This window comes from Sphingopyxis sp. PAMC25046 (assembly GCF_004795895.1).
Lineage (GTDB): Bacteria > Pseudomonadota > Alphaproteobacteria > Sphingomonadales > Sphingomonadaceae > Sphingopyxis.
The window spans coordinates 3,987,438-4,002,500 of record NZ_CP039250.1; the positions used below are offsets into that span (position 1 = coordinate 3,987,438).

General features: G+C 65.3%; 11 protein-coding genes, 1 tRNA gene and 2 rRNA genes (1 of these 14 cut by a window edge). 5 read left to right on the forward strand and 9 right to left on the reverse strand.

Features of this window, described 5'->3' with window-relative positions:
- Window positions 1–37: 37 nt before the first annotated feature.
- Entirely contained in the window at window positions 38–1,630 is a 1,593-nt protein-coding gene (gene purH / locus E5675_RS18720; protein ID WP_136175837.1) for a bifunctional phosphoribosylaminoimidazolecarboxamide formyltransferase/IMP cyclohydrolase, read from the forward strand.
- 162 nt (window positions 1,631–1,792) lie between these two features.
- A complete protein-coding gene (locus E5675_RS18725; RefSeq protein ID WP_136176577.1) occupies window positions 1,793–2,446 on the forward strand; it encodes a YqaA family protein in 654 nt (217 codons plus the stop codon).
- A gap of 108 nt (window positions 2,447–2,554) precedes the next feature.
- On the opposite strand, the gene E5675_RS18730 is transcribed toward E5675_RS18725, so the two are convergent.
- The 3 genes from E5675_RS18730 to E5675_RS18740 form a co-directional block, all read right to left on the reverse strand.
- Complete coding sequence (locus tag E5675_RS18730) at window positions 2,555–3,100, reverse strand: VOC family protein (RefSeq protein ID WP_136175838.1); 546 nt, start codon at window positions 3,098–3,100, stop codon at window positions 2,555–2,557.
- Window positions 3,097–4,200 carry a 4-hydroxyphenylpyruvate dioxygenase gene (gene hppD, locus E5675_RS18735; RefSeq protein ID WP_136175839.1) on the reverse strand — a complete coding sequence of 368 codons (1,104 nt, stop codon included), beginning with the start codon at window positions 4,198–4,200 and terminating at the stop codon, window positions 3,097–3,099. The genes E5675_RS18730 and hppD overlap by 4 nt, the downstream gene beginning before the upstream one ends.
- Before the next feature lie 174 nt (window positions 4,201–4,374).
- A complete protein-coding gene (locus tag E5675_RS18740) occupies window positions 4,375–6,261 on the reverse strand; it encodes an ABC-F family ATP-binding cassette domain-containing protein (protein ID WP_136175840.1) in 1,887 nt (628 codons plus the stop codon).
- 80 nt (window positions 6,262–6,341) lie between these two features.
- On the opposite strand from E5675_RS18740, the gene E5675_RS18745 reads away from it, so the two are divergent.
- Window positions 6,342–6,764 carry a VOC family protein gene (locus E5675_RS18745; RefSeq protein WP_136175841.1) on the forward strand — a complete coding sequence of 141 codons (423 nt, stop codon included), beginning with the start codon at window positions 6,342–6,344 and terminating at the stop codon, window positions 6,762–6,764.
- Between the two features lie 16 nt (window positions 6,765–6,780).
- On the opposite strand, the gene E5675_RS18750 is transcribed toward E5675_RS18745, so the two are convergent.
- The 3 genes from E5675_RS18750 to E5675_RS18760 are packed head-to-tail and all read right to left on the reverse strand — an operon-like array spanning window position 6,781 to window position 10,926.
- Complete coding sequence (locus E5675_RS18750) at window positions 6,781–8,331, reverse strand: DHA2 family efflux MFS transporter permease subunit (protein WP_136175842.1); 1,551 nt, start codon at window positions 8,329–8,331, stop codon at window positions 6,781–6,783.
- Window positions 8,332–8,335: 4 nt separating this feature from the next.
- The gene (locus E5675_RS18755) at window positions 8,336–9,502 is read right to left on the reverse strand and encodes an HlyD family efflux transporter periplasmic adaptor subunit (RefSeq protein WP_136175843.1); all 1,167 of its coding nucleotides are present in this window, start codon (window positions 9,500–9,502) and stop codon (window positions 8,336–8,338) included.
- Complete coding sequence (locus tag E5675_RS18760; protein WP_136175844.1) at window positions 9,499–10,926, reverse strand: efflux transporter outer membrane subunit; 1,428 nt, start codon at window positions 10,924–10,926, stop codon at window positions 9,499–9,501. Before E5675_RS18760 ends, E5675_RS18755 begins: the two co-directional genes overlap by 4 nt.
- A gap of 65 nt (window positions 10,927–10,991) precedes the next feature.
- Between E5675_RS18760 and E5675_RS18765 the strand changes: the two genes are divergently transcribed.
- Entirely contained in the window at window positions 10,992–11,624 is a 633-nt protein-coding gene (locus tag E5675_RS18765; RefSeq protein ID WP_247594684.1) for a TetR/AcrR family transcriptional regulator, read from the forward strand.
- Window positions 11,625–11,695: 71 nt separating this feature from the next.
- A complete protein-coding gene (locus E5675_RS18770) occupies window positions 11,696–12,988 on the forward strand; it encodes an Hsp70 family protein (RefSeq protein ID WP_136175845.1) in 1,293 nt (430 codons plus the stop codon).
- A gap of 248 nt (window positions 12,989–13,236) precedes the next feature.
- Here E5675_RS18770 and E5675_RS18775 read toward each other — a convergent pair.
- From E5675_RS18775 to E5675_RS18785, 3 genes are all read right to left on the reverse strand, one after another.
- A tRNA-Met gene (locus tag E5675_RS18775) sits at window positions 13,237–13,313 on the reverse strand.
- Between the two features lie 112 nt (window positions 13,314–13,425).
- Window positions 13,426–13,540 (reverse strand): 5S ribosomal RNA (rrf, locus tag E5675_RS18780).
- Between the two features lie 114 nt (window positions 13,541–13,654).
- Window positions 13,655–15,063 (reverse strand): 23S ribosomal RNA (locus E5675_RS18785); it runs 1,382 nt beyond the window's last position.

Below are 15,063 nucleotides of genomic sequence, written 5' to 3' on the forward strand. Positions count from 1 at the left end.
AGCCGCGTCATCCCATCGCCAGCCGAGGCCCTCCCAAATGACCGACCTGATTCCCGTCCGCCGCGCCCTCCTGTCCGTCAGCGACAAGGCGGGGCTCGCCGAGCTCGCCGCTGCGCTCGTCCGTCACGGCGTCGAACTCGTGTCGACCGGCGGGACCGCGAAGGCGCTGCGCGAAGCGGGCCATGACGTTCTCGACGTGTCGGACCTCACCGGCTTTCCCGAGATGATGGACGGGCGCGTCAAGACGCTGCACCCGACGGTGCATGGCGGCATCCTCGCGGTGCGCGACGACGCGGCGCATGTCGCATCGATGGAAGAGCATGGCATCGGCGCGATCGATCTTGTCGTCGTCAACCTCTACCCCTTTGCCGCGACAGTCGCCAAGGGCGCGCCGCGCGAGGATATCATCGAGAACATCGACATCGGTGGGCCCGCGATGGTGCGTTCGTCGGCGAAGAACCACGCCTTCGTCAATATCGTCACCGAGCCCGAGGATTATGCCGCGGTGATCGCCGAGATGGACGCGAACGGCGGCGCCACCACGCTGGCGCTTCGCAAGCGCCTCGCTGCCACCGCCTTTGCGCACACCGCGACCTATGACGGGATGATCGCGAGCTGGTTCGCCTTTGCCGATCAGGGCAAGACCTTCCCCGATACGCTGCCGCTGACCGCCAAGCTCGGCAGCGAACTCCGCTATGGCGAGAATCCGCACCAGAAGGCGGCGCTCTACCTGCCCGCCGGCCCCGCCGCGCGCGGCATCGCGCAGGCCGAACAGGTGCAGGGCAAGGAACTGAGCTACAACAATATCAACGACGCCGACGCCGCGCTCGAACTGGTCGCCGAATTCCGCGAGGCCGATCCGACCTGCGTCATCGTCAAGCACGCCAACCCGTGCGGCGTCGCGAGCGGCGCGACGATCGCCGAGGCCTATGACGCGGCGCTGAAGTGCGACGATGTGTCGGCATTCGGCGGCATCATCGCGGTCAACCGGCCGCTCGACGGCGCGACCGCCGAGTTGATCAGCGGGATTTTTACCGAAGTCGTCTGCGCGCCCGACGCCGACGCCGACGCGCGCGCGGTGTTCGCGAAGAAGAAGAATCTGCGCTTGCTGCTGACGGGCGAGCTGCCCGATCCGGCGCGCGGCGGGTTGATGCTCAAGACCATCGCCGGTGGCTGGCTCGCACAGAGCCGCGACAATGGCCGCATCACCCGCGCCGACCTGCAGGTCGTCACCGACCGCGCGCCGACCGAGGAAGAGCTGACCGACGCGCTGTTCGCGTGGACGATCGCCAAGCACGTCAAATCGAACGCGATCGTCTATGCCAAGGGCGGCGCGACCGCGGGCATCGGCGCGGGACAGATGAACCGCCGCGACAGCGCGCGCATCGCCGCCGTCAAGGCACGCGAAGCGGCGGAATCGCATGGCTGGGCGGAGCCGCGCACCGTAGGCAGCGCGGTCGCGAGCGACGCTTTCTTCCCCTTTGCCGACGGGCTGCTCGCGGCGGTCGAGGCGGGCGCGACCTGCGTCATCCAGCCAGGCGGGTCGATCCGCGATGACGAGGTGATCGCGGCGGCGAACGAAGCAGGCCTCGCGATGGTGTTCACCGGGATGCGGCACTTCCGCCACTAGGAAAACTGACACTGTTCGTGTCGAGCGAAGTCGAGACACGCTTAGGGCGCTCTGCTTCGCGTGTCTCGACTTCGCTCGACACGGACGGCATAGGGGACAGGCACAGGTCGCGAGGGCGGCATTCGAAGGACCAACATGACCGCAACGCCCCGCAACAAATCCATGATCCAGAATCTCTACAACTGGACCATGGAGAAATCCGCGCATCCGCACGCCGAATATTGGCTGGCGCTGGTGTCCTTCATCGAAGCGAGCTTTTTCCCGATTCCGCCGCACCCGATGCTGGGGTTGATGTGCCTCGCCAATCCGCAAAAGGCGGTGCGCTATGCAGTCATCTGCACGCTCGCGTCGGTCGCGGGCGGGATGCTCGGCTATCTGATCGGCTTCTTTCTCTATGAAAGCGTCGGGCTGGCGTTGCTCGGCGCGCTCGGACTGACCGATGCCTTTCCGCCGGCCGCCTGCTATTTGCGCGAATATGGCGCCGAGATCATCCTGATCAAGGGCGCGACGCCGATCCCGTTCAAGCTGCTGACGATCACCGCCGGCTTCATCCACATGAGCTTCTGGACCTTCCTGTGGGCGAGCCTCGCCAGCCGGGCCTTTTCCTTCATGCTCGTCGGGATTTTGTTCCGGCTCTTCGGGGCGCCCATCAAGGCGTTCATCGACAAATATCTGATCTGGGTCACCGGCGCATTTCTGGTCGCCGTGGTCGCGGGCTTCCTCGCGATCGGCGCGCTGTCGGGCGACGGCAAGACCAAGGAAGCCGACAGATGCAGCGGCGCGACGCTGGAGAGCATCGGGCTGGATAGGGCGTAACCTACCCCACACCGTTCGTGTCGAGCGAAGTCGAGACACGCCGAGTTCGTGCACGCCTTCCCGTATCTCGACTTCGCTCGATACGATCGGGAATTGCGGTGAGTTCGACTACTCGTTCGCCTCTGCATGCAGCCAGTCGGCGTGGCGCGGCGCCTTCTTGGTCTGGCTCCATTCCTCTAGCATCAGCGGCGCGACACGTTTGAGCTCGGCATATTGCTCGTCGGTGCCGATGTCGCACGCGAGTTCGACGCGGTGGCCGTTGGGGTCGAAGAAATAGATCGACTTGAAGATGCCGTGATGCGTCGGCCCGAGCACGTCGATGCCGTTCGCGGTCAGATGTTCCTTCGCGGCGACCAGCTCGTCATAGCTGCCGACCTTGAACGCGAGATGCTGGACCCATTTGGGCGTATTCTCGTCGCGCCCCATGTCGGGCTGGTTCGGCAGCTCGAAAAAGGCGAGGATATTGCCGTTCCCCGCGTCGAGGAAGACGTGCATATAGGGGTCGTACTCGCCGGTCGACGGCACATGATCCTCGGCAAAAGCGGTCGTGTAGGTCATGCCGAGCATGCGCTCGTACCAGTCGACCGTCTCCTTTGCGTCGCGGCAGCGATAGGCGGCGTGGTGGACGCCGCCCAATTTGATCGGGCTCGTCATTCGGCGGGTTCCTCGACATTGAGCGCGCCGCGGCGGATCTGGTCGAGTTCCATCGATTTGAAGAGCGCGGTGAAATTGCCCTCGCCGAAGCCTTCATCCTTCTTGCGCTGGATGAATTCGAAGAAGACGGGGCCGATCACCGTCTGGCCGAAGATCTGGAGCAGGAGGCGCGGGTCGCCCTCGGTCGTCGAGCCGTCGAGCAGCAGGCCACGCGACTTCAGTTCGTCGACGGGTTCGCCATGGCCGGGCAGGCGCTCGGCGAGCAGCTCGTAATAGGTTTCGGGCGGCGCCGGCGCGAAGGGATTGCCATAGTCCTTGAGCTTGTCCCACGCGGCGTAGAGATCGTCGCAGGCGAAGGCGATGTGCTGGATGCCCTCGCCATTATAGGCGCGCAGATATTCCTCGATCTGGCCGCCGCCGCCGGCGCCCTCTTCGTTCAGCGGAATGCGGATCTTGCCGTCGGGGGCGGTCATCGCCTTTGACGTGAGGCCGGTATATTCGCCCTTGATGTCGAAATAGCGGATCTCGCGGAAGCCTGCGATGCGCTCGTAGAAGGCGGCCCAGTGCGCCATGCGGCCGCCGTAGACATTGTGCGTCAGGTGATCGATCACCTGCAGCCCCGCGCCGACCGGATGGCGGTCGACGCCTTCCTCATAGACGAAATCGATGTCGTAGATCGAAAGGTCGCCCTCCTCGTTTTTCCCTTCGTACCGGTCGATGAGGTAGATGATCGAGCCGCCGATGCCGCGGATCGCGGGCAGGCGCAGTTCCATCGGGCCGGTCTTGACCTCGACCGGCTCGGCGCCGCGCGCGATCGCCTCGGCATAGGCCTTTGCAGCGTCGCGGACGCGCCAGCCCATGCCGCACGCGGAGGGACCGTGTTCGGCGGCGAAATAGGCGGCGGGCGATTTGGGCTCGTAATTGGCGATCAGGTTGATTCCGCCCTGACGCCAGAGTTCGACCTGCTTCGAGCGGTGCCGCGCGATGCGCGTGAAGCCCATGGCCGAGAAAACGGGTTCGAGAATGCCCTTTTCGGGTGCCGAAAATTCGACGAATTCGAAGCCGTCGAGACCCAGCGGATTTTCGAACAGGTCGGCCATGGTGCATTCCCTCATATGGTTTCAATTGAAACTATTATGATGAAATGCGGGGCGTGAGTCAATGCGCGAGCGACACACAGGATAACGTCGCCCCCGCTAAGGCGGGGGCCGCTGGAGGGTTACGCAGCGAGGAAGAGCAAGGGTGATAACGGCCCCGCCTTCGCGGCGGCGAGGCTAAGCAGCCGCTTCCTCGATCGCCTCGAGTGCTTCCATCCACGCCGCTTCGACGCGCTCCAGCTCCGCCGCGACCTTGCCGCGGCGCTGCGCGAGGTCGCCCATCGTCAGCTTGGCGAGCGCGGGTTCGGCGCTCGCGGGGTCGAACATCGCGCGGTCGATTGCCGAGATTTGCTTGTTCAGCTTTTCGGCTTGCGCTTCGTGATCCTTTGCACTCTTGCGCAGCGCCGCCTGCGCCTCGCGCGCCTTCGCGGCTTCCTGCCGCGCCGACTTCGCGTCCCTCGATTTCGCCGGCGCGTCGCCCTTGGCATCGTCGTTCGCCGCACCCTTGCCGAGGATGAAGGCGACATAATCGTCCATGCTGCCGTCGAAGTCGCGCGCGGTGCCGCCATCGACGAGTACGAGGCGGTCGGCGGTGAGTTCGAGCATGTGGCGGTCGTGGCTGACGATCAGCACCGCGCCGTCGAAGCCGTTCAAGGCCTGCACCAGCGCCTCGCGCGCGTCGACGTCGAGGTGGTTCGTCGGCTCGTCGAGGATGAGCAGGTGCGGCGCGTCGCGCGTGATCAGCGCGAGCGCGAGCCGCGCGCGTTCGCCGCCCGACAGCTTGCCGACCTCGGTCGTCGCCTTGTTGCCGGTGAAGCCGAAGCGCCCCAATTGCGCGCGCACCGCGCCGGGCGTCTTGCCCGTCATCACGCGCGTCATATGGCCGAGCGGCGTGTCGCTGCCGTCGAGTTCCTCGACCTGATATTGGGTGAAATAGCCGACGCGCATCTTGCCCGACGCCGCCATCGCGCCGTCCATCGGTGTCAGCTGTGCGGCGAGCAGGCGCGCGAGCGTGGTCTTGCCATTGCCATTGCGGCCGAGGAGCGCGATGCGGTCGTCGGGATCGATGCGCAGGTTGAGCCGCGTCAGGATCGGTTCGCCCGGCGTGTAGCCGACGCTCGCGAGGTCGAGCGTGATGAGCGGCGGCTTCAGCTCGTCGGGACTCGGGAAGTCGAAGACGAGGCTGGGGTCCTCGGCAACCGCCGCGATCGGCTGCATCTTCGCGAGCTGCTTCGCACGCGACTGCGCCTGTTTCGCGGTCGACGCGCGCGCGCTGTTGCGCGCGACATAGTCCTGCAGCTTGGCGCGCTGCGCATCCTGCGCGGCCTTGGCGGCGGCGAGCTGCGCGATCCGCTCGGCGCGCTGACGCTCGAAATCATTGTATCCACCGGGGTAGAGCGTGACCTTGCCGCCTTCGAGGTGGAGGATATGGTCGACCACATTGTTCAAAAGGTCGCGTTCGTGGCTGATCACGACGAGCTGCCCCGGATAGGCGCGCAGGAAGCTTTCGAGCCACATCGTCGCTTCGAGGTCGAGGTGGTTCGACGGTTCGTCGAGCAGCAAGAGGTCGGGGTTCGAGAAGAGCAGCGCCGCGAGCGCGACGCGCATCTTCCATCCGCCCGAGAAGCTGTCGAGCGGCTGGCCCTGCATCGCCTCGTCGAAGCCCAATCCGATCAGGATCCGCGCGGCGCGCGCGGGCGCGGCATAGGCGTCGATCGCGATCAGCCGTTCGTGGATGTCGCCAAGCTTGTGCGGATCCTGCTCGACCTCCGACGCCGCGAGCAGCGCGGCGCGTTCGGTGTCGGCGGCGAGCACGGTTTCGAACGGCGTCGCGCTGCCGCTCGGCGCTTCCTGCGCGATATAGCCGACGCGCGTCTTGCGCGGCATTTCGATGCCGCCCTCGTCGGCTTCGAGCTGGCCGATCATCACCTTCATCAAGGTCGACTTGCCCGCGCCGTTGCGGCCGATCAGACCCGTGCGGCTTTTGCCCGGCAGGCTCGCGCCCGCGCGGTCGAGGATGGTGCGCCCGCCGAGGCGCACGGTGAGGCCATTGATCGTCAGCATGCGCGCGCGCCTAGCATGTTCGGCGCCGTCGCCCAAGTCCCGGGCTGGCATTCGCCGCGCGCGTGCGGCAAAAGCGGGACATGGCCGACCTAGCCCCTTTTCACATCGCCTTTCCGGTCGACGACCTCGACGCCGCGCGGCATTTTTATGGCACCGTGCTCGGTTGTCCGGAAGGGCGGAGCGATGCCGACTGGATCGACTTCAACCTTTACGGCCACCAGATCGTCGCGCACCGCGTCGACACGCCGCGCCCGCGGCCCGCGCATAACCCGGTCGACGGCCATGATGTGCCGGTGCCGCATTTCGGCGTCGTGCTGCCGCCCCCAGAATGGCGGGCGCTCGCCGAGCGGCTGAAGGCGGCGGGCACCGAATTCGTGATCGAGCCGCACACGCGCTTTGCCGGCGAGCCGGGCGAGCAGTCGACGATGTTCTTTCACGACCCCGCGGGCAATGCGCTCGAGTTCAAGGCCTTCGCCGATCTGGGACAGCTTTTCGCTCGATAGATAACGCCGCCGCGCCCTAGTGTGACGCGCCCATCGAGACCTGCTTGGGGAGCGGCGCGCACCACACCGAAAGGGCCGCGATTATGAAGACGACGCCGGCCGCCAGGAACAGGTGGAGCACGCCGATGGTAGAGGCCTGGACCTCGACCATCCGTTCGATCGCGGCGCGCGCCTGTTCGAGCGTGAGCCCGGCGCGCTGGAGCAGGTCCATCGCCCCCGCAGTATCGTTCATGCCCGACACGATTTCGGATCGCGCGACGCGGTTCTGGCTATCCCACGCGCTCGTCGCGACCGCGGTGCCGATCGCGCCCGACAAGGTGCGCAGAAAGCTCATCAGCCCCGCCGCAGAGGTCTGGTCCTTTGCCGGCACGCTCGACAACGCGAGCGCGGTCAGCCCGACGAAGAAAAAGGGCATGCCCATCCCTTGCAAGAGGTGCGGCAGCGCAAGCGTCCAATAATCGACGTCGGCGTTCCAGCTCGCGCGGAGGATCGAGACGAACGCCATCCACAGGATGCCGGCGCTGATCGAGATGCGGATGTCGATCTTGCCGATCAGCCCGGCCGCGACGGGCGAGAGCAGCACGGCGAACACCCCGATCCACGCGACGATATAGCCCGTCTCGGTCGCGGTATAGCCCGCGACCTGCTGCAGCCACAAAGGCGTCAGCACGACCTGCGAGAAGAAGGCGCCGAAGCCCAGCGAGATCGCGATGGTCGCGAAGCTGAATCCCCGGAAACGGAAGACGCGCAGGTCGACGACGGGATTGGCGTCGGTCAGTTCCCAGATGACGAAGGCGGCGAAGGCGATCGCGGAAACGATCGCCAGCGTCACGATCCAGCTCGATTCGAACCAGTCATGCTCGCGCCCGGTGTCGAGCATCAACTGGAAGGCTCCGACCGAGAGGATGAGCAGGATCAGCCCGATCATGTCGATCGGCGCCTTGGCGCGCTTGGTCTCGAACGGCCGGAGCAGGCTCGCGACGCCGAAGAAGCAGATCGCGACGACGGGCAGATTGATGAAGAATATCCAGTGCCAGCTCCAATTGTCGCTGATCGTCCCGCCGAGAATCGGTCCGAGAATCGGCGCGGTCGTCGTCGTCATCGCCCAGATCGCGAGCGCGATGCCCGCCTTTTCCTTTGGGAAGATGCGCAGCAGCAGGATCTGCGACAGCGGCATCAGCGGACCGCCCGAAAGGCCCTGCAGGATGCGGAAGATGACGAGCGCGTCGAGGGTCTGCGATACCCCGCAGAGCAGCGAGAAGACGCCGAAACCGATGATCGAGAAGAGGAACCAGCGCACCGTGCCGAAACGCATCGCGAGCCAGCCGGTAAGCGGCACGCTGATCGCGTCGGCGACCGCATAGCTGGTGATCACCCATGTGCCCTGCGTCGGCGACACCGCGAGCCCGCCCGCGATATGCGGCACCGACACATTGGCGATCGTCGTGTCGAGCACGACGACGAAATTGGCGAGCGCGAGCGCGAAGGCGGCGAGGAGCAGCCGCACGCCGCTCAGCGGTTGGGGCTCGGCGGGGATCGCGGAGGCAGGGGCGGCGGCGCTGGCCATGATGTCAGTTCCCGCGCGTGTCGATCGTGGCTTCCATCGACAGCCCGACGCGCAGCGGATGTTCCTTGAGCTGCTTCGGATCGAGCGCGATGCGCACCGGCAGGCGCTGGACGACCTTCACCCAGTTGCCGGTGGCGTTCTGCGCGGGGATCAGCGAAAAGGCCGCGCCGGTGCCGCCGGCGATGCCGACGACCTTGCCGCGATAGACGACGTCGCCGCCATAATAGTCCGAGGTCAGCTCGACCGGCTGGCCGATCCGGATATCGCCGAACTGGCTTTCCTTGAAATTGGCGTCGACATAGGCGGTCGCGACCGGAACGATGACCATGATCGGCGCGCCCGCGGCGATCCGCTGGCCAACCTGCACCTGCCGGTTGGTGACAATGCCGTCGACCGGCGCGCGCAGAACGGTGCGCGCAAGGTCGAGCCGCGCCTTTTCGAGCCGCGCTTCGGCGGCGGCAACGTCGGGGGCGGTATCGATCGTCGTGCCGCGCACGATCGCTTCGGCGGCGCCCAGATCGCCGCTCGCCGATCCACGCGTCGCCTCGGCCGAGGCGATGCCCGCCGCCGCGAGGTCGCGCGCCGCTGATGCCGAAGCCAGCGCCGCGCGCGCGGCGGTCAGTTCTTCGCCCGACACCGCGCCGGTGCCGGCGATGCTTTCGCGTCTTGCCAGTTCGGCGCGCGCGCGTTCGACCGTCGCATTGGCATCGCGCAGCCGTGCCCTGGCCTGCGCGATATCGGCGCCGCGCGCCGCGACGCGCGCGCGGGCGGCGTCGGCGTTGGCGTCGGCCTGGCCGTAGCGCTGGCGCGCGAGGCGCAGCGCCGCCTCAGCATCGGCAACCGCGATGCGCTGGTCGGCGTCGTCGAGGATGACGAGGATGTCGCCCTTCTTCACCGCCTGCGTGCCGCTGACGCGCACTTCCTTCACCGGGCCCGCGATGAGCGCGGTGACCTGCGCCGAATCGGCGCCGACATAGGCATTGTCGGTGTGGACGCGCCCGGCCTGGGTGATGAAATACCAGAGCCCCCACAGGACCGCGGCCGTCACGACGGCGAGCGCGAGGATGCGGAGCAGCTTCTTGCGCTTCGCGCCATTGGGTTGGCTGTCCGCGGTTTCGGGAGAGGTTTCGGGAGCGCCGGTTTCGGTCGCAGCCGTTTCGTCGGCCATCATTCGTCTCCTGTTGGATTGCTGGCCCGATACCCGCCGCCAAGCGCGCGGATCAGGGCGATATCGAGGGAAAGCTGGCGCGCCTCGAGCTCGGCGACCGCGCGGTCGAGCGCGACCATGCTGTCCTCGGCGGTCAGTTGTTCGATCTGGTTGGAGAGGCCGGCGCGATAGCGCAGCCCGGCGAGCTTCGACGCCTCGGCGGCAGCGGCCAGCGCCTCGCGCCGCCCGGCGAGCTGGCGCGCCGTCGCGGCGCGGCTGGCAACGATGTCGGCGACATCGCGCAGCGCGCCGATCAGCGTACGGTCGTAGGTCGCAACCGCCGCGTCGTAATCGGCGCGCGACCCGCGATAACGGCCTTGCAATCGCCCACCCTCGAATATCGGCAGGCTGATTGCGGCGCCGCCATTGCCATATTCGGACCCCGAGCTGAACAGATTCGAAAGGCCGAGCGATTGCAGCCCGACGAGCGCCGAGAGGCTGACATTGGGGTAGAAATCGGCGCGCGCGACGTCGATGCGCTTGGCCGCGGCTTCGGACCGCAAGCGCGCCGCGACGATGTCGGGACGGCGGCCGATAAGGTCGATTCCGGCATTCGCGGGAAGGCCGAGCGCGGGTCGCGTCAGCCGCGGACGGTCGATCGTTCGCCCGCGATCGGGGCCGGCGCCGAGCAGCGCGGCAATGCGGTTGCGCGTAGTCGCGATCGCTTCCTCGAGCGCGACGACGTCGGCGCGCGACGAGGCGGCGCGGCTTTCGGCCTGCCGCTCGCTCGCTTGATTCTCGATCCCCGCACGGGCGCGCTCGCCCGACAAGTCGGCGCTCGCGGTACGGACACGCACCGCCTCGTTCGCGACGTCGAGCGCCTGATAATAGCCCGCGAGATCGGTATAAGCGGCGGCGATTCCCGTCGTGAGCATCAGCCGCGCCTGCGCCGCGTCGACGCGCGCGGCCTCGGCCTCCGAGGTCGCCGCCGCGAGGGCGGCGCGATTCTTGCCCCACAGGTCGAGGTCGAAGCTGAATGTCGCGGCGATATGCCCCGTATCCTGAATGCCGTCGGGAACGAACTGGGGCGGAATCCCCATATTCTTGCTCTGCTGGACGCCGCCGGCGCTCGCCTCGGCGCCGACGCGCGGCAGCAACGCCGCGCCCGTCTGCTGCGCCATCGCCTCGGCGGCGCGCACGCGTGCGGCGGCGATCGCGACATCGGGCGAACCCGCGACCCCCTCGGCGATCAAGGCGTCGAGCTGCGCATCGCCGAAGCTCTGCCACCAGCCTTCGACCGGCCATTCGCCGTTCGCTTCGGCGAAGCTGGCGGCCGAATCGAACGACTCGGGCGCCGCCGCGACCGGTTTCGGGCCGAGGTCGGGAACGCTAGCGCAGCCGGCTAACAGGCTGAAAACAGCGGTTGTAACAAATAATAATCGGGGCATGGCTTCCAACGATACTAGCTGGTATCATGCGCAAATGGACTTCGGAGGATGCGTTGTCAATCGAAATGATACCAGATAGTACGCCTGTCCTCGACGCGGCGGCCGCGGCGCGGCGCAAGGCGTTCGTCGACGCCGCGCGCGAGCTGTTCTTTGCCAATGGCTATGCGGGTACGACGATGTCGTCGATCGCGAGCAAGGTCGGCGGCTCGAAGACGACGCTGTGGACCTATTTCCCGTCGAAGGAGGAACTGTTCGCGGCGGTGGTCGACGATATCGTCGCGCAATATGGCGATGCGCTCGCGATCGAGCTGCCGCTCGACGAGCCGGTGCCCGATGTCCTGCGCACCTTCGGCAATTTGCTGATGACCAAGCTGACCGCAACGCCGATCCTGTCGCTCTTTCGCCTCGTCGTCGGCGAGGCTGAGCGCTTTCCGCACCTCGCCGAAACTTTCTACGAACGCGGCCCGCGCCGGGGAAAGGCGCGCGCGGCGGTGTGGGTGGGCGAAAAAATGGTGCGCGGCGAGCTGCGGATGGGCGATCCGATGCGCGCGGTGCAGCAGTTCACCGGGCTTTGCCAGTCGGGGCTCTACCAATTCGCGATGCTCAACCTTCCCGAAAGCCGCGACCTTGCGCGCCTGCAGGACGATGTCGATGCCGCGGTCGACGCCTTCTATCGCGCGTGGAAGCCCGACGCCTGACTTGCCCGACGGTCCGCGCTGTGCAATAGGCGCCGCCCCGCAAGGGATCCCCATCGCCACAGGAGCATGTCATGGACAAGGCGGCCGCGAGCGCGCTCGGCCTCGATTTCGGCACGACGAACAGCGTCGTCGCGCTGACCGATGGCAGCGGCGGCACCGAGCTCGTGGCGTTCGGCGACGCGGGCGACGCGGTGTTTCGCTCGGCGCTCTGCTTCTGGGAAGAGGAGCGCGGCTGGAACGGGATCGCGCACGAGGCGGGGCCTTGGGCGATCGAGGAATATCTCCAGTCGCCGCTCGACAGCCGTTTCATCCAGTCGTTCAAGAGCGTTGCCGCGAGCCCGTTGTTCGAGCGCGCGATGATCTTCAACAAGCCGTTTCGTTTCGAGGATCTGGGCCGGCTGTTTCTTCAGCGCCTTGTCGCGCATGCCGGGGGAGCGCTCGACGAGCGGCCGCAGCGGATCATCGTCGGGCGCCCGGTCGAATATGCCGGCGCGCGGCCTGACCCCGAGCTCGCGCGCCAACGCTACGACGCGATGCTCGCCGCGTTCGGCACCGAAATATATTATGTCCACGAACCGCTCGGCGCCGCGCACAGCTATGCCTCGCGCCTCACCGAGCCCGCGACGATCCTCGTCGCCGATTTCGGGGGCGGCACCACCGACTTCTCCATCGTCCGCGTGGCGGAGCCTGGGAGCCCACGCCGCTGCGTCCCGCTCGCCTCATCGGGGATCGGGATCGCGGGCGACCGGTTCGACTATCGCATCGTCGACCGGCTCGTGCTGCCGCTGCTCGGCAAGGGCAGCCATTACAGGTCGTTCGACAAGATCCTCGAAATCCCCGGCGGCTATTTCACCGATTTCGGCGACTGGTCGCGGCTCGCGATGATGCGCAACCGGCGGACGCTCGACGAGATCCGCCGCCTGCAACGCGACGCCGAGCGGCCCGATCTGATCGGACGCATGATCGCGCTGATCGAGCACGAGCAGGGTTTTCCGCTCTACGACGCGGTCGGCAAGCTCAAACGCGCGCTGTCGGGCAGCGAGCACGCCGAATTCCACTTCGCCGGCGGCGGGATCGAGATCGGTGCCGATGTAGGGCGCGCCGATTTCGAGCAATGGATCGCCGACGACCTGAAACGCATCGAAGCCGCGATGGACCAGGCGCTCGTGCGCGCGGGCGTGTCCCCTGATGCGATCGACCGCGTCTTTCTGACCGGAGGGTCGTCGTTGATCCCGGCGATCCGCGCGCTGTTCGAGCATCGCTTCGGCGACGAGCGCATCGCGACCGGCGGCGAACTCACCTCGATTGCGCACGGTCTTGCGCTGATCGGCGAGGAATCGGACCCGGCCGAATGGGCCGCCTGAGCCGGTAAGAAGGTGCCTGCTTCCGGCCGGTCGCTGCCGCGTGCTTTTCCCAACCCGTTCGCATCGAGCGAAGTCGAGATGCCCCTCAGGCCGGGCGCTGCGTCGACGGGTGCCTCGATTTCGCTCGACACGAACGGAAACAGGGGGCGTGTGAAAATACCCTATTTCGGTCATTCCGCCGCATATCGAGAGGCCAGCGCCAGACACGAAAAAACCCGCTAAGCTTTTGGCCTAGCGGGCTTTTTTGATGGTTGCGGGAGTAGGATTTGAACCTACGACCTTCAGGTTATGAGCCTGACGAGCTACCGGGCTGCTCCATCCCGCGTCAACCAATCGCGATCACCCAAGGCGATCGCCGAAACAGCAAAAGGCCGGCATCGCTGCCGGCCTCTAACTTTGTGAATGGGTTTCCGTTTCGACCTTACGCCGGCCACAATGCCTGGCGACGTCCTACTCTTCCGGGGCTTAAGCCACAGTACCATCGGCGCTGTCAGGTTTCACGGCCGAGTTCGAGATGGGATCGGGTGGGTCACTGACGCCATGGTCACCAAGCAATGAAGCCGGCGTAGGTCAAAAGGGTTTCAATCGATATCCGTGCAATACTGTCTGATCAATCATCCACTATCGCGGACAAACCAGTCAGGCTTGTCGTTGATGGCGGGACTCTTAAGTGCGAATAGAGCAATTAGTATCGGTTAGCTCCACGCGTTACCGCGCTTCTACATCCGATCTATCAACGTGGTGGTCTTCCACGGCTCTATGAAATCTTATCTTGAGGGAGGCTTCCCGCTTAGATGCTTTCAGCGGTTATCCCGTCCATACATAGCTACCCTGCTGCGCGGCTGGCGCCACGACAGGTACACCAGAGGTATGTTCAACCCGGTCCTCTCGTACTAGGGTCAACTCCTCTCAAATTTCGACGCCCACGGCAGATAGGGACCAAACTGTCTCACGACGTTCTGAACCCAGCTCACGTACCACTTTAATTGGCGAACAGCCAAACCCTTGGGACCTGCTCCAGCCCCAGGATGTGATGAGCCGACATCGAGGTGCCAAACGATTCCGTCGATATGAGCTCTTGGGAATCATCAGCCTGTTATCCCCGGCGTACCTTTTATCCGTTGAGCGATGGCCCTTCCACTCGGGACCACCGGATCACTATGACCGACTTTCGTCTCTGCTCGACTCGTCAGTCTCGCAGTCAGGCAGGCTTATGCCATTGCACTCTAACAGACGGTTTCCAACCGTCCTGAGCCTACCATCGCGCGCCTCCGTTACTCTTTAGGAGGCGACCGCCCCAGTCAAACTACCCGCCACAGAGGGTCCCTGATCCAGTTTCATGGATCGAGGTTAGACATCAGAAAACAACAGGGTGGTATTTCACCTATGGCTCCACACCGGCTGGCGCCAGTGCTTCAAAGCCTCCCACCTATGCTACACAGTTCTTTCCTAATGCCACTCTGAAGCTGCAGTAAAGGTGCACGGGGTCTTTCCGTCTAACCGCGGGTACTCCGCATCTTCACGGAGAATTCAATTTCGCTGAGCATCTCCTGGAGACAGTGGGGAAGTCGTTACGCCATTCGTGCAGGTCGGAACTTACCCGACAAGGAATTTCGCTACCTTAGGACCGTTATAGTTACGGCCGCCGTTTACCTGGGCTTCATTTCGGAGCTTGCACCCCTCCACTTAACCTTCAGGCACCGGGCAGGCGTCAGGCCCTATACGTCGTCTTGAAGCCGACTTAGCAGAGCCCTGTGTTTTTGCTAAACAGTCGCTACCCCCTGGCCTGTGCCCCCCACAACTGGTTGCCCAGATGTGGGGCCTCCTTCTTCCGAAGGTACGGAGGCAATTTGCCGAGTTCCTTCAGGAGACTTCTCTCAAGCGCCTTGGTATACTCTACCATCCCACCTGTGTCGGTTTAGGGTACGGTCTATAATGGAGGGGCTATTTCCTGGAACCTCTTCAAAGCACAACCAATCCAATAAGGTTGTACAATTTACGAGATCCGTCACACACCTCCAGGCCCACGAATATTAACGTGGTTCCCATCGACTACCCCCTTCGGGCTCGTCTTA